30 protein-coding genes are annotated in these 23,292 nt (G+C 43.0%); 7 read left to right on the top strand and 23 right to left on the bottom strand.

The annotated features are described in order from the left end of the window. Positions 1-8: 8 nt before the first annotated feature. The gene (gene dinB, locus K7B07_RS18010) at positions 9-1,148 is read right to left on the bottom strand and encodes a DNA polymerase IV (protein ID WP_223711919.1); all 1,140 of its coding nucleotides are present in this window, start codon (positions 1,146-1,148) and stop codon (positions 9-11) included. A 77-nt stretch (positions 1,149-1,225) separates the two neighbouring features. On the opposite strand from dinB, the gene K7B07_RS18005 reads away from it, so the two are divergent. The 3 genes from K7B07_RS18005 (at position 1,226) to K7B07_RS17995 (ending at position 2,978) form a co-directional block, all read left to right on the top strand. After that, positions 1,226-1,999, top strand: coding sequence for an XRE family transcriptional regulator (locus K7B07_RS18005; protein WP_223711918.1), 774 nt, complete (start codon positions 1,226-1,228; stop codon positions 1,997-1,999). Positions 2,000-2,289: 290 nt separating this feature from the next. Continuing rightward, a complete protein-coding gene (locus K7B07_RS18000; protein ID WP_223711917.1) occupies positions 2,290-2,547 on the top strand; it encodes a hypothetical protein in 258 nt (85 codons plus the stop codon). A gap of 17 nt (positions 2,548-2,564) precedes the next feature. Next, a complete protein-coding gene (locus tag K7B07_RS17995) occupies positions 2,565-2,978 on the top strand; it encodes a response regulator (RefSeq protein WP_223711916.1) in 414 nt (137 codons plus the stop codon). A 90-nt stretch (positions 2,979-3,068) separates the two neighbouring features. On the opposite strand, the gene K7B07_RS17990 is transcribed toward K7B07_RS17995, so the two are convergent. From K7B07_RS17990 to K7B07_RS17910, 17 genes are all read right to left on the bottom strand, one after another. Next, a complete protein-coding gene (locus K7B07_RS17990) occupies positions 3,069-3,503 on the bottom strand; it encodes a DUF3872 domain-containing protein (RefSeq protein WP_223711915.1) in 435 nt (144 codons plus the stop codon). A gap of 11 nt (positions 3,504-3,514) precedes the next feature. Beyond that, positions 3,515-4,072 (bottom strand): conjugal transfer protein TraO, encoded by a 558-nt coding sequence (locus K7B07_RS17985; RefSeq protein WP_223711914.1) that lies wholly within the window; start codon positions 4,070-4,072, stop codon positions 3,515-3,517. An 18-nt stretch (positions 4,073-4,090) separates the two neighbouring features. Continuing rightward, on the bottom strand, positions 4,091-4,993 hold the full coding sequence (gene traN / locus K7B07_RS17980; protein WP_223711913.1) for a conjugative transposon protein TraN: 903 nt from the start codon (positions 4,991-4,993) through the stop codon (positions 4,091-4,093). Positions 4,994-5,020: 27 nt separating this feature from the next. Continuing rightward, positions 5,021-6,349 carry a conjugative transposon protein TraM gene (gene traM, locus K7B07_RS17975; protein WP_223711912.1) on the bottom strand — a complete coding sequence of 443 codons (1,329 nt, stop codon included), beginning with the start codon at positions 6,347-6,349 and terminating at the stop codon, positions 5,021-5,023. Next, entirely contained in the window at positions 6,339-6,623 is a 285-nt protein-coding gene (locus tag K7B07_RS17970; RefSeq protein ID WP_223711911.1) for a nitrogen regulatory IIA protein, read from the bottom strand. The genes traM and K7B07_RS17970 overlap by 11 nt, the downstream gene beginning before the upstream one ends. Before the next feature lie 7 nt (positions 6,624-6,630). Next, positions 6,631-7,071, bottom strand: coding sequence for a hypothetical protein (locus K7B07_RS17965; protein WP_223711910.1), 441 nt, complete (start codon positions 7,069-7,071; stop codon positions 6,631-6,633). Between the two features lie 10 nt (positions 7,072-7,081). Beyond that, entirely contained in the window at positions 7,082-7,705 is a 624-nt protein-coding gene (gene traK / locus K7B07_RS17960) for a conjugative transposon protein TraK (RefSeq protein ID WP_223711909.1), read from the bottom strand. Between the two features lie 11 nt (positions 7,706-7,716). Continuing rightward, on the bottom strand, positions 7,717-8,715 hold the full coding sequence (gene traJ / locus K7B07_RS17955) for a conjugative transposon protein TraJ (RefSeq protein ID WP_223711908.1): 999 nt from the start codon (positions 8,713-8,715) through the stop codon (positions 7,717-7,719). 3 nt (positions 8,716-8,718) lie between these two features. Then, positions 8,719-9,351 carry a DUF4141 domain-containing protein gene (locus tag K7B07_RS17950; RefSeq protein WP_223711907.1) on the bottom strand — a complete coding sequence of 211 codons (633 nt, stop codon included), beginning with the start codon at positions 9,349-9,351 and terminating at the stop codon, positions 8,719-8,721. 20 nt (positions 9,352-9,371) lie between these two features. Beyond that, entirely contained in the window at positions 9,372-11,879 is a 2,508-nt protein-coding gene (locus tag K7B07_RS17945; protein ID WP_223711906.1) for a TraG family conjugative transposon ATPase, read from the bottom strand. Next, on the bottom strand, positions 11,876-12,208 hold the full coding sequence (locus tag K7B07_RS17940) for a DUF4133 domain-containing protein (RefSeq protein ID WP_223711905.1): 333 nt from the start codon (positions 12,206-12,208) through the stop codon (positions 11,876-11,878). Before K7B07_RS17940 ends, K7B07_RS17945 begins: the two co-directional genes overlap by 4 nt. A gap of 11 nt (positions 12,209-12,219) precedes the next feature. Further along, positions 12,220-12,525, bottom strand: coding sequence for a DUF4134 domain-containing protein (locus tag K7B07_RS17935; RefSeq protein WP_223711904.1), 306 nt, complete (start codon positions 12,523-12,525; stop codon positions 12,220-12,222). Positions 12,526-12,725: 200 nt separating this feature from the next. Beyond that, positions 12,726-13,487: a hypothetical protein gene (locus tag K7B07_RS17930; protein ID WP_223711903.1), complete on the bottom strand. Its 762-nt coding sequence runs from the start codon at positions 13,485-13,487 to the stop codon at positions 12,726-12,728. A 47-nt stretch (positions 13,488-13,534) separates the two neighbouring features. After that, entirely contained in the window at positions 13,535-14,173 is a 639-nt protein-coding gene (locus K7B07_RS17925) for a conjugal transfer protein TraD (protein ID WP_223711902.1), read from the bottom strand. Between the two features lie 2 nt (positions 14,174-14,175). Beyond that, positions 14,176-14,439: a DUF3408 domain-containing protein gene (locus K7B07_RS17920; protein ID WP_223711901.1), complete on the bottom strand. Its 264-nt coding sequence runs from the start codon at positions 14,437-14,439 to the stop codon at positions 14,176-14,178. A gap of 8 nt (positions 14,440-14,447) precedes the next feature. Beyond that, positions 14,448-14,876: a DUF3408 domain-containing protein gene (locus tag K7B07_RS17915; protein WP_223711900.1), complete on the bottom strand. Its 429-nt coding sequence runs from the start codon at positions 14,874-14,876 to the stop codon at positions 14,448-14,450. A gap of 4 nt (positions 14,877-14,880) precedes the next feature. After that, the gene (locus K7B07_RS17910) at positions 14,881-15,648 is read right to left on the bottom strand and encodes a ParA family protein (protein ID WP_223711899.1); all 768 of its coding nucleotides are present in this window, start codon (positions 15,646-15,648) and stop codon (positions 14,881-14,883) included. Positions 15,649-16,361: 713 nt separating this feature from the next. Here K7B07_RS17910 and mobA point away from each other — a divergent pair. Both mobA and mobB read left to right on the top strand, forming a co-directional pair. Further along, entirely contained in the window at positions 16,362-16,799 is a 438-nt protein-coding gene (gene mobA, locus K7B07_RS17905; protein ID WP_223711898.1) for a conjugal transfer protein MobA, read from the top strand. A gap of 1 nt (position 16,800) precedes the next feature. Then, the gene (gene mobB / locus K7B07_RS17900) at positions 16,801-18,093 is read left to right on the top strand and encodes a conjugal transfer protein MobB (protein WP_223711897.1); all 1,293 of its coding nucleotides are present in this window, start codon (positions 16,801-16,803) and stop codon (positions 18,091-18,093) included. Between the two features lie 23 nt (positions 18,094-18,116). Here mobB and K7B07_RS17895 read toward each other — a convergent pair whose 3' ends face one another. Further along, positions 18,117-18,587, bottom strand: coding sequence for an Lrp/AsnC family transcriptional regulator (locus K7B07_RS17895; RefSeq protein ID WP_223711896.1), 471 nt, complete (start codon positions 18,585-18,587; stop codon positions 18,117-18,119). A gap of 166 nt (positions 18,588-18,753) precedes the next feature. On the opposite strand from K7B07_RS17895, the gene K7B07_RS17890 reads away from it, so the two are divergent. Both K7B07_RS17890 and K7B07_RS17885 read left to right on the top strand, forming a co-directional pair. Further along, entirely contained in the window at positions 18,754-19,137 is a 384-nt protein-coding gene (locus tag K7B07_RS17890) for a Rid family detoxifying hydrolase (protein WP_223711895.1), read from the top strand. 29 nt (positions 19,138-19,166) lie between these two features. Continuing rightward, the gene (locus tag K7B07_RS17885) at positions 19,167-20,375 is read left to right on the top strand and encodes a MalY/PatB family protein (RefSeq protein ID WP_223711894.1); all 1,209 of its coding nucleotides are present in this window, start codon (positions 19,167-19,169) and stop codon (positions 20,373-20,375) included. A gap of 62 nt (positions 20,376-20,437) precedes the next feature. Here the strand turns inward: K7B07_RS17885 and K7B07_RS17880 are convergent, their stop codons facing one another. From K7B07_RS17880 to K7B07_RS17865, 4 genes are all read right to left on the bottom strand, one after another. After that, entirely contained in the window at positions 20,438-21,139 is a 702-nt protein-coding gene (locus tag K7B07_RS17880) for a DsbA family oxidoreductase (RefSeq protein WP_223711893.1), read from the bottom strand. A 61-nt stretch (positions 21,140-21,200) separates the two neighbouring features. After that, entirely contained in the window at positions 21,201-21,614 is a 414-nt protein-coding gene (locus tag K7B07_RS17875; protein WP_223711892.1) for an OsmC family protein, read from the bottom strand. A 32-nt stretch (positions 21,615-21,646) separates the two neighbouring features. Further along, entirely contained in the window at positions 21,647-22,183 is a 537-nt protein-coding gene (locus K7B07_RS17870; RefSeq protein WP_223711891.1) for an OsmC family protein, read from the bottom strand. 75 nt (positions 22,184-22,258) lie between these two features. After that, positions 22,259-23,137 carry an AraC family transcriptional regulator gene (locus tag K7B07_RS17865; protein ID WP_223711890.1) on the bottom strand — a complete coding sequence of 293 codons (879 nt, stop codon included), beginning with the start codon at positions 23,135-23,137 and terminating at the stop codon, positions 22,259-22,261. Positions 23,138-23,292: the final 155 nt, after the last annotated feature.

Genomic DNA, 23,292 nt, shown 5'->3' with positions numbered 1-23,292 from the left:
CACGAATTTTAAAGGGCAAAGCCACGTACTACCGACTGATGCCCGTAACGCATCCTGATTTTATCCATTGCCCTCGAAAGGTTCATATCTTCCAGTGTGTCATCAAACAAATCTGCCTGATACGAACCCGTGATAAGGTTGCTGAATTTTACACCTATCAACCTGATGAGCATCCGGCGACTGTACAGCTTGTCAAAAAGCTGGAGAACTGTTTGCGAGATAACACGCTCCGAAGCGGTAAAGGGAAGTTTAACCTGCTTAGATTGGGTATCGAAGTTGCTGTAACGGATTTTGACCGTTACGCAAGAGGTCAGTTTACCGTCTTTCCGCAGGTCAAATGCCAATTCGTCCACCATCGAGAGCATTATTTTGCGCAATAAAACCATATCAATCGTGTCCTGCTCAAAGGTGTGTTCCTTGCTCATGCTTTTCTGCTGGTGGAACGGCACTACATCACTATTGTCAACTCCATTGGCTTTGTTCCAAATGCTTACTCCGTTTTCTCCCAACACTTGCCTCATTGTAAAAACATTCATCTGTTGTAAGGCATAAATATGGGATATGCCCATATTACGGAGCAATGGATAGGTTTTTTCACCGATGCCCGGTATTTTGCGGATGGATAGCGGAGCTAAAAACGGCTTTTCCATACCCCCATCCACTTTTCGTTCGCCGCAGGGTTTGGCTTCTCCGGTGGCAATCTTGCTCACGGTCTTATTGACCGAAAGCCCAAACGAAATAGGCAATCCGGTTTCCCGGATGATACGCTGGCGTAGTTCCTGCGTTAGCTTCCACGTTCCGAAAAACTTATCCATTCCGCTCATATCCAAATAGTGTTCGTCTATGGATGCCTTTTCAACTACGGGTATCTTTTCTTCAATGATTTCTGTTACAATATTGGAATACTTTGAATACAGGTCATGGTCGCCACGAACCAAAACAGCTTCGGGGCAAAGCTGTCTTGCCAATCGCATCGGCATAGCCGAGTGTACACCGAACCTGCGTGCTTCATAGGAACACGAAGCCACAACGCCACGGTCGGAACTACCCCCAATCAGCACGGGTTTTCCAATCAGGTCGCTATTCAATAACCTTTCTACGGACACGAAAAAAGTGTCTAAATCGCAATGTACAATGGTACGTTCCATAACTCACAAAATCTTCTGTTCAAAATTACTAAGGTTTTTAGCAAGAATGTTTATATTTGTTGCTACAAATCTTCGCAATGTCATTACTGTCTGAAAATATAAGGTATTTACGGGGTCAGCTTGGTTATTCCCAGCAGCGGGTAGCCGATGACCTTATCATTACCCGTGGACGTTACGGAAAATATGAGGATGGTGTAGCAGAACCACCAATCGAAATACTCCTTAAAATTTCAAAATATTACAATGTCAGTATAGATTTATTGGTTTCGATAGATTTGAGAAAGTACAACTTAAAAGATGTTTTGGAACTGCCGGACAATAGAATATTGCTGCCCGTAAAAGTGGATAGCCGGGGCGAAAACAAAATAGAGATTATCCCACATAAAGCATCAATGGGTTATCTGAACGGGTACACTGACCCGGAGTATATCGAAAGCCTGCAAACCATTTCTTTACCCTTTCTTACCGTAGGTAAATACAGGGCATTCCCTGCCGAGGGTGGCTCCATGCCTCCGCACCCTGACGGCTCATATATAATCGGCAAATATATTGAACGGCGTACCGATTTAAAAGCGGGCAAAACCTATGTGTTTATTACCCGGAGCGAGGGCATTACTTATAAAAGGCTTTCCAAAATCTTCGCCGAAGAATTGGAGGTATGCCCCGATAATGATTTTTATAAATCTTATCATATCCACCTGTCAGATATTTTTGAAATTTGGGAATTTGCTTGCAGCATTGCAACAAAGGAATTTTCAAAAGATGATTTTCAATTAGAGAATATTGTTATTCTTCAAATGCTTCATGAACTGAAAGAAGAAATCAGACATTTAAGAGAGATGAAAATATAAAGCATTTGCTGAATGATATTTACAATTATAGAGTAAATAAGTGTTGCTGAACGTTTTTAGCTTCACTATATTTGTGTTTGAAAATATAGAAAAATCTTAAAGTGTTTTTGCTTTAAGTCTCGACATTAGAAACTGGTAATTTTTATATCTCCGAGGCAATAAGTAAGAACGCTCATGCTATGGCGTGGGCGCTCGCTTATTCGGAGAGAGGCGTACCAGTGCCTTAATGTCGGTAAGTGTAGTTGCCTGCGCTTTTTTTGTTGCAGGCATCCACTAAAAAAACGGATATTATGGACACTGCAAACAATACCTATCCTGCCTTAGAATTTTCTGCTTCCGAGCTATCGGCGTTTGCAGTAACTATTGACTGCTTTATTATTTCCCTCAAAAATGGCAAAATCGTAAATTTCACACCTGACAATGTAGGTGACTTTTATAATTGGCTTACTACGCACAACATAAGGGATATACAAAAGACAGAAACTAAAAAGGAAGAACCACCCGTTACTAATTCAGGTAAAGGCTGGAAAGGATTGTTTAAAAAATAAAAAATGTAATAGCAATTATGAGTAATAAAAATGTAATTCAGGTAGCGATAGTAGATAACAATGAGCAGCTTCGTGATTTAGCTGTAAAACAGCTTACAGGCTCCGGTTTTGAGATACTATTTCAAGCAGGCAACGCACAACAAGCCCTCGAAAAAATAGCAGGTAATGATTTACCCGATGTCTGTATCGTAGAAGAAGATTTTAAAGCAGCAAAATTGTTGCTCGAAGAATACCCCCATTTAAAAGTATTGGTTTCAAGCACAGACGATGGCGAAAAGAGAGTTACGGATATGTTGAATGCAGGCGTTTCGGGCTATGTGCTGAAATACGCCGACCCCGATGAGATTGTAACCGCCGTAAAAACGTTAGCCGATAACGGGAGATATTTCAGTTTGGGAATAGGTGGAATAGCAACGGAATATTTTACCTAACAATCCCAACTCATTTTGCAAAATGCAAAAAAAGTCGCCCGACTATTGAGGTCAGACGACTTTTTATTTTTCACTGATACAACCGCTTTCTTAATCAGTACTGTTAAACTGAAAACTTACCTGCTTTTCATTCCCGAAATTGTCGCTTATCCATATATCAAATGACTGCGATACGGTGGACTGCGAAGTGTAATACAACCTGAACTGTGTAGCAGGCAACTGATACAAATCATTGGGCATATACGGCGGTTCATTATAATACCGCAATGTACCCTGTCCGTCAAACTGGAAATAGCGGATAAAGTAACCCGCATCGCTGAAATTGCCGCTCCGCTCAATCGTAATCCTTATTTCAACGGTCTGTCCGCTTGTCACGTCTCCCGGAACAGGCATCACTTTGACCTCAAACGGGTAATTCTGCTGTATTTCCAATTCTTCCTTATCACATGATGATAATGTAGTGGCACTTGCAAAGACCAGGAGAAGCAGCCACACAAATTTGTTTCTATTCAAAAATCGTTTCATCGTTATTATTTTTAAAAGTTAAACCTTAGCCCAACGCCTGCCGATGGACGGAACTGTTTTAAATCCGTACCCCATAATACTTTGGTACGACCTTGCAGGAGCAGCACAAACCTGTCGGACAAATATGTCTCAAAAGACAACCGCCCCCCGGCTCCGTAAACAAAATTGTCTTTGTCGAGGATTTTAGAGCCGTCATACAGCGTTGCTTCGCTCCGGTTAATGGTTTCATACCCGGCAACGGCAGTAAGCCCCGCATTGAGCGTTATTGTCTTTCTCGCATCCCCCAAAAGCTGGAGACTGTACCCCACTTCGCCCGTATAGGTTTCAAGGGGTATCTGTACAGTCCTGTAATCGGCAAATTGGTGGGTATATTCTGCACCCCAAATCCAGTAATTACCATTCCTGCTATTTACGGTAAGGGTCAAATTCAGATAGTAGTTATCCTTTACCTCTTTGGACAACAAACCTGCGTTTACTTCCAGCCCTTTCTGTCCGGGTGTCATCCTTTGCGCCTGTGCTGCCGTCATGCCTAACACGGCAAGCATCACGGAAAAAATGTATTTTATCATTGTTCTTTCTGTTTTGGATTAATTAATCTTCAGGTGCATATCGTTGATTTGCCTTGCGTTTACGAGGTCGGAATTTTCCACCTCTAAGGTCTGCTGCCTGCCGCCGTTCTTCTCAAAGATTTCAATGACCAGCACCTTATCATCGGTAATCGTAAATTGGTCGAGCAGGAACACGTTTTGTTCGGTCGAGTTTCCGGCAATCTCCGTAAGCGGTTTATACATACGCAATGGTGTCATCGGCTTTTCCTGCACTACGGTACGTTTTGCTACTTTCTTATCCACTACTTTGAAATTCACAAAGTCAATGTTAAACGGCACATTGCTTTTATTACGCAGTTCTGTATGGAAATAGAATTTCCCGTTATGCACGTAAATGCCTTTGAGCAGAAATTGAATACCGTAACTTTTGGATGCGATATGCTTTACAATCCTTTTATCCTTTTTGTAAATCGTTTCTAAAAGCAATCCGGCCAGCGATGGCGAATTGCTTCCCAGTTCCTCAAAAAGCACATCATTACCGTTATCCCGGTCAGATGCTTTTTGCATTGTAAGCAGGTCATAATTGAGCGTAGCAGGATAGGCACTATAATAAACGTTGAAGTTGTAGAAACGCCCGTCATCGGTAATCACGGAAAAGTTGGTTTCTTCGGTAAAGTCTCTAACGGTAGCCTTTATACGCAGTACGTTTTCGGCATCATCTGCCTTGCCAGCGATAAGGTACTCGCTGCCCAAATCGACATAACGGATAGCTGCCGGGAATATCAGGTGTGAGGTCTTATTATATGTTACCTGCATTTCGTAAGGTTCAACCTTACCCATGCTTAATTTGCTTGTATTGGATGCAATCTGCTGTGCATTCACGCCCACATTAAAGGCTATCAAACAAACCATTGCCAAAAGGCTTTTAAATATTGCTTTCATTTTAATTCTGATTTTTAGTGTTGAACATTAGTTTTTTGAGACGAGGAAAATCTGATGACCGGCTTTGACGGTAACTTTCGGCGTTCTTACTTTTTTGGAGAAGTAACCCGATATACCTTGCACCACGCCACGGGATAGGTCGCCTGCTGCCTGCTGTCCTGCGGAGCGGGTCATCATAATGGACGTGCCGGAGGTTTGGCTCATATTGGAGGCTATCTCGGTAAGGGCGTTCATTTCGGGAGAATATGGCACATATAATCCCTGCTGTCCGTCCAAATCGTACACCGTTATTTCCACGGGGATAATATTGCCCTCAAATTCGATAGACGTTACTTTTAACTGTAACCTACCACCTGAAAACTTGGCGTTTGCCGTTAGCACCGTTCCAGCCGGAATAGTAAGGCTTGGCGTTTTTGCCATTTCCAGCAAGCGCAAGCGCACACCGCTTTCATCGGTTATGGTCTGCGTTTCCTGAACTATTGCCCTGATGCTGTTTTTTGGCTGTACGACCTGCTCCTTTGTTCCGGCGGTATAAAATCCCCTGTTGCGGGTTTCGTTCCAGCTTGCCAAAAACGCACTGTCGGTTGGCTCACGGTATAGGGCTGATACCGCATTTTTCCTTACGGGCGTGAACGCTACAAAATGTTCCTTTTGTGTACCGCCTTTCACTGAAACAGTGGTATCAGTTTTGCCAGCCTGTCCCTGATTGTTCGAGGGCAGGTATTTCGCCGCCATTTCGTATGACTTTTCCATCAAAGCCATTTGGTCTTGAACGGTCGTTGTTGCGGGTACGTCCTTTTCTGCCAGCTTTTCTTTTAGTTCGTCAACCTGCCTACGCAGTTCCTGCGTTTGGTAATCGCTGTTATCGTAGAACGAGCCTAACGTACTTTGGGCATTTTTATAACTGTTCAAAGCCGGATTGCCGCCCCTGCGTGTACCGCCTCCGTAAGCAGATCCGTCTTCGTAATCCTCATCCGGAGCAACTGCTTCTTTGTCGACGGTACTGTCCTCACTCCAATAATCGGAAAGGGAAGTGAGTGCGTTACGCTCTTTTTCTGTTTTTTCTTCGAGCATCTCCTGCTCATACGCTTTTTGCTTATCCGATTGCAAACCCGCATCGGTCGCCTGTGGTACGGCATCGTTCAAACCTATTTCTTCGGGTTTTTTCTTATCGGAAGACGGTTTGAAGATTAAATACATGCAGCCGAGAAATACCACAGCCATAAGCACAAAAATGATTGGCTTTTTCAGCTTTTCGGCTTTGTTCTGCGCACGGTCTTTGGGCGCATCCATTACGCTTTTTGGGTCGTCATCTTCGACCAAAATGCTTACTCTTTTGTTTTCGCTATCTTTCATACAATTGATTTTTTAAAATTGTTGTTATACTGTCCTGCGGAGATACCGGGGACTTGTTTTGTTTAATAAGCGGGTTTTCGATATGCTCTATTTTGAGCCTGCTATCGCTTGCGCCAACATCGTAGCATATTTTTGCTATTACGATAATGGATAGCAAAACATAGCCAGCAAAAAGTAACAGCGTATAGCGGTGCTGTTTCTTTACAGGTAACTCCCGCCACCTGTCATCCAGCCTGTCAATCCACCTATTGATTTCTGTTCGTAACTTTTTCATTCCTTAACTATTTTCCGTTATTACATCCTGGTACTTTTTTTTGATAGGCAATTTTCCGTTTAGGCTCATCACTGACCAAGGCAATAGCTTCCCTTGCCTTGGGCGCAGTAATCACGGACAGGTTTATCAGTTGCGACTGTTTCAGTAACTGTCCGTATTGGTCTTTTCGTGCAACCTCCATTTTGGAAAGGAAAAATTTTCCGCTCACGCACTTGACCCACATACTGCATTCCACACGGGGTTTGTCTTCACCAGCCCATTGCAGATAGCCCGTAACCAGCAATACAGGCTTCGCTGCGCCCTCCGTACCTTTCCGGCAGCTTTCGAGGTATTCGCTTATGCTGTCTTTGAGTTTTCCGGCATACGCACCCTGCGTATGGAAATAGCCGTTATATCCTTTGTCGGTAAGGATTTTGGCAAACGTGTTTAAATCTGATAATGCTTCCATAAAATTGATTTTAGCGTTCTATGACCTCCACGTCTTTATTTTCCAGCACGGCAAATTTTTCGATGTTAAAGCCCTGTGGGTTATTGTCCGAACGAACGGAGTTCACGAGATAGCAGGAGGTTATCAGGCTACGCCTTGTAACATTGCTTGAGCGGATAATGAATTGCTTGGCGTAGGTACGCACCGCATAGGGATAGTTATCAAAATTGCAAACCACGCTATCTACCTCAATGCGCTGTTGCACGTTGCCCGAAATGATACGGTTGTAATAGCCCTTTTCCGATAAGTCTTTGTAATAATCAAAAGCCGATTTATCAGCAAGGTTAAAAGCCCGCTTCATATTGCTTTCAATGGCGTTCTTATCCGGTGCGAGGGTGAAAAACAACTCATGGAAACGCCTTACGTGTTCACGGGCTTCCACAGGTCTGTTAATGCTGGCATCTTGTGCTAAGGCGAGCATTAATGATTTGCCATTGTCCAGTACATAAACCTTTTGCCTTTGTAACTCCGCAAAGCGGTAGGACTGCCATACGGCATATCCCACCACGCTAATGCAGAGAACGGCAAAGACAATAGCATACAGTCTTATCTGTCTAAAACTGTTTTCGATGTTTCTTAAAGTCTTAAATTCCATTTTTACGATGATTATTTTTTGTTCAATAGTCTGCCGCCGATATTGCCTACTGCGGCTCCCGTTCCGGCTCCGGCAAGGTTTCCGGTTTTTGATGCCGTAGAGTTTACGTTGCGCATGAAGTTTCCTGCACCGCCCGCCTGTATTACCCATCCTGCTACCGTTGGGACAGTGAAATAGCCCACTATGCCGATAATCATGAAAATGATGTACACGGTATTGGAGGTATCAGGGATATACGTTGGGTCTGACAACATGGAAATATCCCGTTCCAGTATGAGCGACTGTATTTTTGCCAGTATGGAGCTGAACATATCCGATATGGGCAGCCACAGGTAAACGCTGATATATCGGGTCAGCCATTGCGTAAGCGTAGACTGAAATCCGTCCCAAACGCTTATGGCAAAGGCTATCGGCCCCAATATGGACAGCACGATAAGGAAGAATGTCCGTATCGTATCTATGACCAATGCCGCCGCCTGAAAGAGAATTTCCAACAGGTTGCGAAACCACTCCTTTATGGCTTTCTCTATCTTGTAGGCTTGCCTGTCGAGGTACATTCCCGACATGGTTGCCAAATCTGACGGCGACCATCCCAATTCGTCCAGCTTCTTATCAAATTCCTCATCGCTTACGAGGTAAGCCGTTTCGGGATTGCGTATCATGGCTTCGTATTCCAGCTTGTCTTTTTGCTCTTGCAGCTTGTTCAGGTCAAGCACCTGGTCTTCGAGCATCCCGTGCGTACCTTTCACAACGGGCGACATTACCGCATTGATAGTACCCAAAACCATTGTCGGAAAAAACATGATACAAAGCCCGATGGCGAACGGACGGAGCAAAGGAAATACGTCTATCGGTTCCGCACGGCTCAACGCCTGCCAGACCTTTAGGGCAACATAAAACAGTGCGCCCAATCCGGCGATGCCTTTTGCTATCGCAGCCATATCTGCCGTTAAAGGCATCATTTCGTCATACAGGCTGCGCAGCATTTCATGAAGATTATTCCATTCCATAGCTTACCAATATTTTTGTTCTGCGGTTCCGTACAACTCCAATACTCTTTTGCTGTCGTTCTTCTTTTTAGCCCTCAAAATGCTCACAGAGATATTTTTATTGGTATAGTAGCGCACAAGGTTGTGATATTCCTTTACCTCGTTGTACACCTTGTCTATCACATCCATACGCTCTTTGTCGTTCAGCGAAAGCCCGGTGTTGGTAACAATTTGTTTGAGTTCTTTCAATAGCTCGGTGCTTTCGTTCAGGAGCGTTGAATAACCGTTGGCAATCGCCGAGAGTTCCTGCGGCGAGAAATTGGGGTCGTTCATCATCTTGCCGAAATTCTTTACATACATTTCGGACACATCGCCCACCAGCAAAACGGTCTGCTGTACCTTACGGGCATCTTTGACAAGGTTGCTTACGGCTTTCAGTTTGTCGTAATATTCCTTGCCCTGTTCGTACACCTTTTTTACCTCGTTGAAATTTTTGACCACATTCGATACGGTGTTCGAGGTCTGTACAATTTCATTTGCGGAGTTGATGATACCGGAGGCAAGATTGGCAGGGTCGGTAACTACCCATTGCGCCTTAGCGGATGGTGCTACGGCGAGCATAAATGCCGTTAGCGCCAGTAACATTGCTTTTTTCATTGTTTCTGATTTTTAAATGATTAATAACTATTCGATTTTTCACGCCTTTGGAGTGCGATGCGCTTAATGGCTTGCTCCACGTTGCCGCCCAACTCGTGGGCAAGCTGCATCACTTCCAGTTTTTCGGTTTCTTCGGTGGTATAGGCTAAATATTCTTCGAGAGAAACTTCGGTAGCATATACGGCGGAGTGCGTGCCACCCAACCCAATCCAAACTTCTTTATAAAGGCGGCTTGGGTCATTGTTCATGTTGATGGAAAGTACCTGCCCTTTTTCTTTGTCCGTAAGCCCCAACATCGCTTGGATGTCGTCAAACTTATTCATGTACTTACGCTGGTCTAAGAGGATTTTACAATCGCTGTTGTTGATGATACTTTCTTTGACGATGGGCGACTGGATAATGTCGTCCACCTCCTGTGTTACGACTATCGCCTCGCCGAAGAATTTGCGGACGGTTTTGAACAAATACTTAATGTATTCTGCCATGCCCTCTTTCGCTATCGCCTTCCACGCTTCTTCAATCAGTATGAGTTTACGCACGCCTTTGAGCCTGCGCATCTTGTTGATGAAGACCTCCATAATGATAATCGTGACTATGGGAAATAAAATTTTGTGGTCTTTTATCGCATCAATTTCAAAGACTATAAAGCGTTTGGAAAGTAGGTCTAACTGCTTGTTGGAGTTCAACAAATAATCGTATTCCCCGCCCTTGTAATAGGGTTCAAGCACGTTCAGGAAATTGGCAATGTCAAAGTCTTTTTCCCTTACCTGCTTTTCTTCCAATACCTTGCGGTAATTGCCTTGCACGTAGTCATAAAAACCATTGAACGAGGGATAGGCATCATCCTTTTTGATGTGTTCGATATAGCCGGAAACAGCATTGGATAATGCTACTTCTTCGGAGCGTTTGGGCGGCTCATCGTCCCGTTTCCAAAGGGTAAGGATAAGCGTTTTGATACTTTCCCTTTTTTCAATATCAAATACGCCATCGTCTGTGTAAAACGGGTTAAAGGCAATGGGGTTGTCTTCGGTATAGGTGAAGTAAACCCCGTCTGCTCCTTTGGTCTTACCCTTAATCAGTTCGCACAATCCCTGATACGAATTACCTGTATCTACGAGCAGTACGTGTGCGCCCTGCTCATAATATTGTCTAACCATGTGATTGGTGAAAAAAGATTTACCCGAACCTGATGGTCCCAAGATGAACTTGTTGCGGTTCGTGATAATGCCTTTTTTCATGGGCAAATCCGATATGTCCAAATGAATGGGCTTGCCCGTAAGCCTGTCCGCCATTTTGATACCGAACGGTGAGGGCGAACTTTGATAGTTGGTTTCCTCCGTAAAGAAGCATAATGCAGGTTCTATAAACGTGTAAAAACTTTCTTCACTCGGAAAGTCGCCCGCATTGCCCGGCATAGCTGCCCAATACAGCGTGGCAACGTCCACAGTATTGTGGCGTGGCTTGCATTCCATCAAAGCCAGCGCACTACCTGTATCGTTCTTTAGCTGTTTTAACTCGTGCGGGTCATCCGACCACGCCATGACGTTGAAGTGCGCACGGATAGAAGATAGCCCGAAACTATGCGCTTCGTTCAGGTAGTTTTCTATCCATTCTTTGTTAATCTGATTAGCCCGGCTGTACCGTGCCAGCGAGTGCATATTACGTGCGGACTTTTCAAACTTGCGCAGGTTCTCATCGCTGTTATCCAAAAACAAATACTGATTGTAAATGTGATTGCAGCTAAGGAGCAGACCCACCGGAGCAGCAAAGGACAAAAGGCAATCGCTTCTATCGGTAGATAGCTTTTCATACCTCGTATTTGCCGATACCGTTCCGGGCAAATCGTCTGTGTCCGAAAGCGTATGCAGGCACAGCCGTTTGTTGCCGATACGCACGTCCTCACTTCCCAATGCTATATCCTGCATCGGAGTTCCCATTTCTCTTGAAAGGGTTAGGTATTGTTCCAGCAAACCCTGCGTGTCGCCTGTGCCGATAATGTCATCTTCGGTAAGGCGTTCCAGCTTCACAAATCCGCTATCGTTCATTATCCGCTCAAACTGCGCTACCGCCTCCATGAACCTGCGGACGGCTTCTTTATCCCTTATCTCTTTCGGGATAAGCACGCCCTTACAAAGCGAACTAAAGTTGCTTTGCATCCGCATCCGGTCTTTGGTGGTCTTGGTAAGGAACAGGTAACAGTAATGATTTAAGAAAGGTCGCTCATTGAAATGCTGCTGATAGGACTTCGCAAGAAAACTCAATCCGTCCTGCGCAATATCAGGTGCGTAACTTTCTTTGATAAACCAATCCTGTTTGTGGATAATGGAATAATCCGGTAAGGTTTTGATTGCCTTATGCCACGCCGAATGAATGGCATCATATTCAGGCGATGCTACCGTGAATAGTTCCGGCAGGTGTACACGAAAGCAAGCAGTAATGTCTGCATCTTTTGAAATGATGCAGTTGTGTTCCACCGCCAATAATGGAAACTTGCTTTCCAGCGTTGTGGCTTTTCCTGTGTTTCTCATAGGGCGCTGGATTTAGGGGTGAACTTCAAATAGCGGTGTACAGACCTGCGGCAGATGATATACTTCGGATGCCTTTTTCTTGCCCCGACTTTCATCAATCCGTGTTCGCCGTACTTGCCATTCAATGCGAATGTTTTCCACACGATGAGCGATGCCCCACCAGCCCCGATGAACAGGCACACGTAAGAGTTTACGCCTGCCATGTACATCACCATTACGAGGATAAGCACGCCGAGCAAGCCACCCGCAAAAATGAACAGGTATTGCGCCTTTAGCCCTTTGAACTCGACCGTTCTTCCAATGCCTTTGTTAATGTTGTAACTACTCATAGGGCATCGGTTTACAGGAAGAATGAACGGAGAATAGTTGCGGCAACAATTAAGAAGATACAAGCACCAAACCACGATGCCGCCGTTTTGCTTGTGTCAGGGTCGCCGGAACTGAATTTGTTGTAAACCTTTACACCCCCTATCAAGCCCACGACCGCACCAATCGCATAGATTAATTTGGTTGCGGGGTCGAAATAAGAAGTTACCATTTGCGTAGCTTCGGTAATACCAGCCGAGCCGTTCCCTTGTGCGAACACACCAAATGCCGACAGCAGCAGGGCGCCTGTCAGCAACACTTTTTTGCTTTGTTTTTCCATAATCTGAATGAATTATTTTGTTACATTTTCCCGCCTCGTTGCGGGCTTTCGGAACAAAAGTCTCACGGAAATCAAGGCGCAATAACGATGTGTCTTTCAGTGGAATTAGTTGGCGTTGAGTGGCGTTATAGTCAGGTTCAGGGCAATAAAAAAACGCCAAAACAAAACCGTTTTGACGTTTCCAAAATTTGATTAGAGTATTACATCTTTCGCCCTTTTCGTTGCGGCGGTTTGGGTATTTCAGTCTTGGCTTTCACGGTCTTTTCTTCACGCACTTTAACTGCCCAATCAATGTAAGCCTTTGCATCTTCCATATTATGCGGGACTGATTTTCTTCGTCCTGACAGTTTGCTGTCATCCAGTCCAATAATAAACCCGTGATTGGGAAACTCGTCTGAACGGTAGACGATAGTTAGGTTGTCAATATCTTTTCCCACAACGTTGTTTTTGTGGCTGGCGATTGTATATCCTTTGTATTCCTCGAATATATAATTGGGGTCATTCTTACTAATCATGCTTGTTTTATTGAAGTAATTAACTATTTGGTTTTTTTGGTACTGCTTCTGCCATCTTTCTTCAATCATCTTTGAGGCATCCTGTCTTGATGGAATATCATCCAGTGATTTCAACTTCAATTCCAAATGAGTTCTTAATCCCCCATCGTAGCATTCATACATCGAAATTGCCATTGTATCAATCCGTAAACCTTTTTCGGCATCATCCACAATTTTAAATGTTGCCCAGGTATAAGGATTGTCGGGTGAGGTAGCAGCTACCGCCGAGCCTGCATAAACCGGAAATATTAGGGGTTCTGTTTTGCTGAAACCTGCGTAATGCAAATAAGAACCAAGAGCTGTCTTAAAATCGGTTCCAGTTGCTCCCCGCTTGATATTAAAATACTCATATCCCTTTTCTTTCATTTTTTTAGCTATCTCGTCAGCCGTTTTTATTAAATCTTTCATGGTAACCATTTTGGAACACGTTTAAAAAACAAAGGGAAGCTGTCTTTTCAGACAAACTCCCCGATGTCAAAATCACCCACATCACTTTTCCGCACATCGGAAGAACTGAAATCCGCTCTGGCAGGGAGGCTCTTATCCAGCAGCTCCGCAATCTTTCGTGAAGCCCCCTCTATGGAGTTTTCGAGCAGACTAAACAATTCGGTTCCCTGCATTCGCTGAACTATATCCACCGCTTTTTGTTGAGAGGCAGGCTCTAATGTATCTTTCTGAAGCAATGCCCCCACGGTTGTCAGTTCCTCGTAGGTAACCCCTGTGGCAAACCCATTGTCGCTGTTCGGCAATCCCTGTTCTTCCCATTCCTCGTCCTCATTCTCAAAATCGGATACAGGTTCACTCCCAAAAACTTCATCCAATTCCTCCGGCGGAATTTCCCTCGCAAAACCTGTCTCGTGGGTTTCTGTTTCAAAATTATCAGCTATTTCTGCCTGTTCTTCTTTTTGGCGTTGAGTGGCAGCAGTTGGCACTACGTGTCGTTCTACGGGCTTTGGTCTGCCCACGATTTCCGGCAAATCAGGATTTACCCTTGATTGTTCAGGTTTACCTTTCACCACTTTTTTAATGATGATTTTGTCTTTGGCTAACAGCACAATGACAATGAGCAAACAGATAACGATTATAATTTCCATGACTAAAAAAGTGGTTTGTTCATTTTATAAAAATCTTCTACAATATCCTCGCTAAATAACTCAAAATGATGTTTGAGTATATTGTCCAGGTATGCATACAAAGGGATATTGCCACCGCCAATAACCTGTACAATACGGGATAAGCGTTCGTGGTATTCTTTGCGGACGTAGATAGCTTTATCGCCCCTGCGGTTCATTGAGTGCTTTTTTAAAAACTGGCTCCCGTAGCTGCGTTTGCCTGTCTGCTTTTTATTGTTCTTTTCCATGACTATGATTATATAATAGGTTTATACTTGTCGTTAAAACTTTTGATAATGTCCTCGCCAAATTCCTGAAAGTGGTATTCCAGCAGGTTATCGAGGTAGGCGTATATCGTTATCTTATCCTCACCGATGACCTGCACGATACGGGTGAGCCTTTCGTGAAAATCAGGACGTATGTACACCGATTTTCCGTAACGGGCATTAGTTTCCGCTCGTTTGAAAAATAGCTGCTCGTAGTCCGCTTCGCTGGATTTTTTAGAGCGGTTCCTTTCCCTGCTCACAGGCTTGTCCGGCTCTTTGTCCGCTTTCTCCGGCTCCTGCTTTTGGGGCGGTTCAGGCGTTACGGTTAAGCCCTCTTTTTTCACACCATCGGCGATAATGTTCATTAAAAATTCTTCGTCTATCTCCGGTTGGTTTTTCTTTTTATTCTGATTTTCCATAGGGCTACAATTTCACGGTTCTTAAAAATTCATCCATAAATAAATCCAGTCGGCAGGCTTTCATCAACCGCTCATCGGCAGGGAGCAAGGTGGAGCGAAAGACGGTTTTTGCATTGGCTTCGCCCTCTTTGCGAAAACGCTTGCTATCCGTGATACGGGTACGCATAAGGTGAATGCCTAACTTCTTAATCAAGTCCTCATAAACGCCGTACAAGGTGGACTTTTCCCTGCCGTCCACCTGGTTCCAAAAAAGGCTGATGCTTTGGATAGTCGTTGCGCCCTGCTTCCTGACAACATCGTTCAGGACTTGCGTAAAAATCAACGTGCTTTCCATCACTACACGGTCGGCAATGATGGGCGTAAAGATGTGGTGCATACCCGCCAGCGTTTTCAATATCCCTGCGGAATTGACCGTACCCGGCAGGTCGAAAAAAACCACGTCCACCGAAACGGTAGCCGATTGCAGGAATTGCGTTACGGCATCCAGTACACCGTCTGCCCGGTGCTGCATAACGGGATAGGCTTTTTTGTTGATGCTCGTAAATTGTTTATGAGCCAGTTTTTTGTACACCTCATTGCCCATTATGCTGCTCATATCCCTTGCCCTCATTTGCATAAGGCTGTGTTGCGGAAAATCGCAGTCGAATACGGCAACATTATAGCCGAGCCGATAATGAAGCAGGCTTGCCACCAGCGTGGTAAAGGTGCTTTTGCCTACACCTCCCTTTTGGGAGGAAAAGGCGATAAACAAAGGTTGTTTGTTCGTGTCCATGTGCATAATTGTTTTTAATTATCTACCTATTTATGTATAGCTATACGCTTATAGCTGCTTATCCATTTATGCGCATCGGTGCAATGGCACATCCGCACATTTTTATTTGCAGGCTTTTGTATGCAGGTGCTTAAAAGCACACATCCTTATGCCTGTGATTTTATCCGTATGCGGGTGGATGCAACTGCATGTTTTCATTTGCTTACCTGCATGGCTGCTTACATCATTTCATACAGGCTTACCCCTTCGCATACATGGCTATTTGCCTGATTACCTGCCTGCGTATTTGCGTAGCTACGCAGCTACGTCCATACGTACATATACAGGCAATCGCAAATGCCTACACAAAAGAATGCAGATATATACCTGCTTTATTCAACCTGTCCTGTATTGGCGTTCTGTGGCAGTGTTTGGCAGTGTGTAACAGGGCAATGCTTCGGGAAAGCTGCGCTTATTTTGTATTGGCTTCAATACGAAAGGTGAATGGAGAAATCATTACAGATAGTACACGGGGATTGGAACGGCTCAAAGCCGTTTTTTTCTGCTTTATCTAATCCGTCCCGCAGGGCGGATTTTCCTTTCACCCGAAAGGAGCAAGTTATGTTTTTAGCTGCTCGAAATAAATTCCGCATCTAAAAACAACTTGCCCTTAGCAGGGGGCTGGAAAACGCACTCCGAAGTCGTGGTTTATGGTAATTATAATGGAATGAGATATGGAAGACAACAAAAGAAATCAAATAAGCAAAGTAGGTCGCAAGCCTAAGAAAGACCCAGCGACCCACCGTTATTCGATTAGTCTGAACGACATGGAAAATGCACAGTTCCTTGCGTTGTTTGAGCAATCGGGTATGAAAGTAATGGCGCATTTTATTACCGCCTGCATCTTTCAGAAGACAGTAAAGACCGTAAAAATTGATATGGATGCCGTGGATTTTCATACAAGGCTCACCAATTTTTACAGCCAGTTCAGAGCCGTTGGTGTGAACTATAACCAAATCGTGAAGATACTTTACCGCAATTTCTCGGAAAAAAAGGCATCGGCGTACCTCTTTAAATTGGAAAAACAGACGGCAGAAATGGCTGCATTGTGCCGCCAAGTGATTGAGCTAACAGCCGAATTTGAAAAAACACACATGCAAAAAGACCGATAAAATGATAGCGAAGATTGGTAAAGGGGAGAATTTGTACGGTGCTATTTCCTATAATCAGAAAAAGATTGACAGCGAAAACGGGCAGGTTTTGTTACTGAACAAGATACCCGAAACGCTGGATAATACCTATTCAGCCAGTTATCTGCACCAGCGTTTTGAGCCTTATTTATCTGCCAATATCCGAACGGAGAAACCTGTGCGCCATATATCGTTGAACCCAGATCCTGCGGATAAGGTCAGCGATGCGCAGTTTATGGAAATGGCACAGGAGTATATGGAGCGTATGGGATATGGCAAGCAACCCTATATTGTATATAAGCATAACGATATTGAGCGTACCCATATCCATATCGTCACGATTTGTGTAGGTATAGACGGCAAGAAGATAAGCGATAGCTACGACCACCCGCAATCAATGGCAATTTGCAGGGATTTGGAACAGAAGTACAAACTGATACCCGCCACCGAAAAACAGCGCACCGGAAATGAGCAGGCATTCCGTCCGGTAGATTACATAGCCGGGGACGTAAAGAGCCAAATTGCATCGGTAGTGAGATACCTGCCGAAGTATTACCAATACCAAAGCATCGGGGCTTACAACGCTTTGCTTTCCCTGTTCAATATTACGGCAGAAGAAGTAAAGGGGGAATTGCACGGGCAACCTAAAAACGGGCTGGTGTATTTTGCCCTGAATGAGCCGGGCGAGAAAGCCAGCAATCCTTTTAAGTCATCCCTTTTCGGCAAACACGCAGGACTGGACGAACTGCAAAACCACTTTGCGGAAGCTAAGAAAAAAATGAAGACCGACCCCGCAAGAGCCATCCTCAAAAATACCATTGAGGCAGCGATGCACACCGCTACCAATGAAGCCGATTTTAAAAAGCAACTGATTGAGCAGGGCATCAATACCGTTGTACGCCGCAATGACGGGGGGCGTATTTACGGAATGACCTTTGTTGACCACGAAAGCCGTACCGTTTGGAACGGTTCAGCTTTGGACAAAAACCTATCTGCGAATGTCTTTAATGATTGGTGGAAAGATGCAGCAGTAGAACAACGCCAAACCATAGAGCAGAGCAGCACCACAGATTTACCAACAGCAGGCAAAAGCAATGCTGATGAAAAGGAAGAAACGCACGGGCTTTTTGACTTCCTGAATAAAGAACAGCCGACCGATGATTTCGGATTGATAGACGGATTGGGCGGGTTACTGCCGGAAGCGCAGGGTGAGGATTACGAGGAACAGGCATTTGCTAACCGTATGAAGAAAAAGAAACGCAGAAAAGAAAGATAACTAATAGCCGACAATAAAAAAACTTAAATATCATAGGTCTTATCGTTTTTTACCTCAGTTAATACAAAAACACTTTGTATGGCTCCCAATCCGGGAAGTTCTGAAAGTTTTTTCAGCATAACATCCGAATATTCTTCCATTGAAGATACAGCAATCTTTAGTAAAAAGTCGAATGCTCCGGTCATGTGGTAACACTCTCGAACTTCTTTTAATTTGGCTGATTGTTCCATAAAGGTTTTGAGAGCAATTCCGCTATGGTCTTTCAATTGTATTTGGGCGAAAACGGTCAGGTTTTTGTCTATCAATTTGGGGTTCAAAACAGCTACGTAATTCTGAATGTACCCCTCGTCCTGAAGACGTTTGACCCTTATATGTATGGGTGTAATACTTTTGTTTAATCTGTCCGCTATTTCCTTATTAGTCATCCGGGCATTCTGTTGTAGTAATCTTAAAATGCCTTTGTCTGTATCGTCTAATTTATAATCGCTGCTCATTCCAATCCAAATTAAAAAAATTTTTTTTCTATACCTTTTCAGTTTATTAGACCAAAAAATAATAATAGACCAAAAGTAATTAAAATAATAGAAATATTTTTTAAAGTTGTTTGGACTTATGGTTTTTAAATGTATTATTTTAGAAATTTGTAAAAAAATAATAGATATGAATACAATTATCAACACATCTAATGCGCCTGCGCCGATAGGTCCGTATAACCAAGCTGTTCTTGCAGGTAACTTTTTATACATATCAGGTCAAATACCAGTTAATGCAACAACCGGAGAAATGGTTACAGAAAATATAGAATTGGAAACAAAGCAGGTTATGAATAATCTTGCTTTCATACTTGAAGAAGCAGGCTTTCAGTTTTCTGATGTAGTAAAAACCTCTATTTTCTTATCTGATATGAAACTGTTTGCCCAGGTTAACGATATTTATGCCACATACTTTAATGATAATTTTCCGGCACGGGAAACAATCGCTGTAAAAGGTCTTCCAAAAGAATGTAACGTTGAAATATCTATGATAGCACACAAAAACCAATAATGCAGATAAGTTGGTCTAAAATAAATAATATGAAGTACAATTTTGATGAAATTATAGACCGGGAGGGAACTAATAGTCTAAGCTACGATGGCTGGCGGCAATATATTTTCAATTTAGACAATGATACAAAGTTTCCTTTTGAAAATAAGGATTACATAAGGATGTGGGTTGCGGATATGGACTTTTCAACCCCGCCCGAAATTCTTGAAGCCATAAAAAGACGTTTGGACAGAAAGATACTCGGTTACACTTATGTTTATGACGAAACCTATTTTAAGGTATTGTATGATTGGTTCCTGAAAAGATACCAATGGGAAATAAATGCTGATGAAATGGTTATTTCTCCCGGCATTATTCCGGCTCTTAACAGGCTTATCGGTTTGCTGACAGATAAAGACGATGCTATTTTAATCAATACACCATCTTACACACCTTTCAAAAAAGCAGGCGACTACAATAATCGGAAAGTGTTTTATAGTGATTTGGAGGAAAAAGATGGCTACTATATAATGTCGTTTGAGGATATAGAACAAAAGTTAAGCAACCCTGCCAACAAGATTAAGGTTTTCATACTTTGCAACCCGCACAATCCTACCGGACGTGTATGGACGGAAGAAGAATTATTAAAGATTGGGAAGCTGTGCTTAGAATGGGATATTTGGATAATTTCGGACGAGATACATTGCGACCTTTTGCGCAATGGTCAGCAACATATCCCACTGGCAAGGCTATTTCCCGATAGCGACAGGATTATTACCTGTACCGCACCGAGTAAAACTTTCAACCTTGCTGGCAACCTGATGTCACACATCTTTATTCCGAACAAAGAGATAAGGGAAGAATGGGAACTTTACTACACGGAGTTTCTTTCGCCGTTGAGCGTAGCGGCTACGCAGGCTGCCTATCAGGACTGTGAAGATTGGCTGGAGCAACTGAAAGTCTATTTGGATGAAAACTTTGCCTTTCTAAAAGTAAGGTTAAAAGAACTACTGCCCAACGCCCGTTTTTCCATTCCCGAAGCTACTTATCTGGCTTGGATTAATATTGAGGATTACCTGCCGCAGATTGCCGACAAAAATAACCTGACAATGCTTTTTGCCAACAATGGGGTTTTAATAGAAGATGGTAAAATGTTTGTATCCAATGGTGATGGCTATATCCGTATCAATGTAGCGTGTCCACGTTCTGTATTGGATGAGGGTATTGGCAGGATTGCCAAATTGCTGAATAACCTATAAATCATTAAACAAATAAACCCCGCAAATGCGGGGTTTAAAATGTATGGGTTTGGTTGCTACCATTAAAGGCTACACCCGTCTGCCGAACAAGATTTATCATTGCCACCAAGATTTTCTAAGGGCTTAACGGTTTCTTTATAGGTTTGCGTTAATGCACTTACAAAGGCTTCTACTGGCTGCGCTCCTGAAACGGAATACTTGTCATTGAGTACAAAGAATGGGACACCTGATATTCCCATGTTTCTCGCTTCCATAAAATCCTGCTTTACTTCGTACTCAAATTTATCTGAAGAAAGAACGTCTTTTGCCATTTCTCGTTCAATGCCAAGCTGTTCTGCCAACGACACTAAGAGTTCTGTATCAGCTATGTTCTTTCCGTCCTCAAACAATGCACGGAACAACAGTTCTTCCATTTCATTATCCTTTCCGGCTTTTTTGGCAAGATGCAGTAGTTTATGCGCCGGAAAAGTGTTAGCAACAAATGTTCTGTCATGGTTAAAATTCACGCCTGAATTTTGACCCATATCTGTCAGTTGCTGGAGAAACTGTTTTGTTTGTGGGGCTGAAAATCCTTTTCTTTCCATTAAATACTGACCAAAAGTTTTACTGCCGGAATTTTCTTTTAGTTCCGGGTCCAACTGATAACTTTTCCATTCGACCTGAATATCGTTAGCAAATGGAAGTTGCTCTATAGCCTTTTCAAAATTGTTTTTTGCGATATAGCAAAACGGACACATCACGTCCGACCATATTTGTACTTTCATTGTATTATCGTTATTTGAATTGAGGGCTTTTACACTTTGTCAAATTTACCAGCGTAATGGTCTATTTGCGGTTACATGCCTCGGACATACTCTTATAAAAAAACCGGAAAGATTTTTCAATATCGGCAGAAAGGCTTTGCCCTACATGGCACTTTGTTTTAGCTGCCGTCTGCAATACGTTTGCCTGCTCCGGTTCAAAGTCATTGGCAAAAAACAGATTGATAGTGTAAGATTTCACTTTGGAACCATCCTCATTCATCTCATACGATATTTCGCATCTTGAAACGGTGCTTTCAAAGCCCTTTTTCCTTGCTTCGTAGTCCACTGTTCCCATTAAACAGGAGGCATAAGCACTCGCCAATAAGTCCATCGGTGTAAAGTCAACGGCATTTACTTTAATGGCGGCTTCATTTAAAGGTGTATTTACGCTGGAGGTATATTTACCAACATAATCTACATTAATTATTTTACTCATTCCCTGATTTTTAATATTCTATTGGACAAATACTATATCTCTTTATTGATAGAGATTTTGACAGGTTTCAGGATGGTTTGATAACCAGGAGAAACCTTGCGCACGTGCTCTATGATTTCATCGTACTGCTCTTGTGTTCCGCTGCCCTCAACTTTAAAATTGAATTGCAGTTCTTCAAAACCTACAGTAACATTCGGGTCTAAATCTAAAAAGCCTCTTAGGTCTAATTCGCCAACAATATCCAATTGCACGCTTTTTAATTCTATTCCTTTTCCTGATGCTCCGGCAACAAATCCAACCATCATACAGCCAGCCATACCGCCAAGAATATAATCCTGTGGGTTAGGGTTCTTATCATCACCCAATAATTCAGCTGGTTCGCCAATAGAATATTTAAACTGTGTAGCAACTCTTTTTGAACCTACATTTTTACTATGGGTAGTGATTTCTGTATTGACACCATTTTGCCAGTTTGCAGTAACACCAAAAGTAGCAATACCCTCGGCAGGGTTACTTTTTACAAGGTCTATGTAGCCTTGCAATGCTTCTAAATTCAGATTGTTCAACATAACTTAAAATTTTATTTACAAAGTTACCTTGAACCCGAAAAGAAACGGGTGGACAAAACTGAAAATAAACTGTACTTATCTGACTGTTTTACGGAAGTTGGTTGGAGACAATGCAGTATGCTTTTTGAAATAACGGACAAAATAAGCCGGGTCTTCAAACCCGATGCGGTCAGCTATCTCCTTAACCGAAAGCTCCGAATGTAAAAGCAGTCTTTTCGCTTCTAAGATTATCCGCTCCTGTATAACCTGTATAGGTCGCTTTTGCAACAGTTGCAGGGTTAGATTAGATAACGTTCGTGAAGAAATATGTAATAATTCCGCATACTGGCTCACCGTCAGGTTACGGTTAAAATTCTCATCTACCGCATTGACGAACTGCACTAATAAATTCCTTTTTTCATCAACGGGAAAAGGGTTAATACCGCTTTCTATTTCTTCAAGCTGGTGTTTTCTGCGCTGCACCTGTATTAGAAACGCCTTTAAGTACAATCTTAATAATTCCTCTTTCCCGTAGGACTTCTTTTCCGAAAGTTCTACACGCATTTGAGCAATGTACTCATCCAGCTTGTATTCCCAGCCACTACCCACGCAGCATGATGGCATTTGATAAGGATTGTTAAACAGGTTGCATTTTAGGAAAAAATCGACATCCCCATCTTTCTGTACCAAAAAAGCCTCATCGAAATTGATAACAAAGCCCTCACTTTTGTTCAAAGAAGAAAAACAATGCACCTGATTTTTGGCTATGAAAAATATTGCGTTTTCAAACACTTCATATTCGTTGAAATCAACGGTATGCACACCGCTACCAGACTTAAACCATATTATTTGATAAAAATCCTGCGTATGGGGTAGCGTAACCCTTTCTCTTTGTTGTTCGAGATATTCAGCTAATGGAATTACCTCAAAGGGCAAATCTTCACTTATGTTTCCAATAGAGCGGTATTCCTGCATCGTAATCAATTCTAAACAAGGCTAAATTACTAAAAACATATTCAACAGTGTTTATTATGGAGAGAAAACCTGTACAAGCCTGACAATTACCTGCACTTAAAAGCCAAATAATGCCTCCAAAAGCCATCCGACACCGCTTTAGGTGAGCCACCATA

This window comes from Niabella beijingensis, assembly GCF_020034665.1.
Classification (GTDB): domain Bacteria; phylum Bacteroidota; class Bacteroidia; order Chitinophagales; family Chitinophagaceae; genus Niabella; species Niabella beijingensis.
Note: the sequence above shows the minus strand (reverse complement) of the source record. Positions and strands in the feature narration are given on the sequence as shown.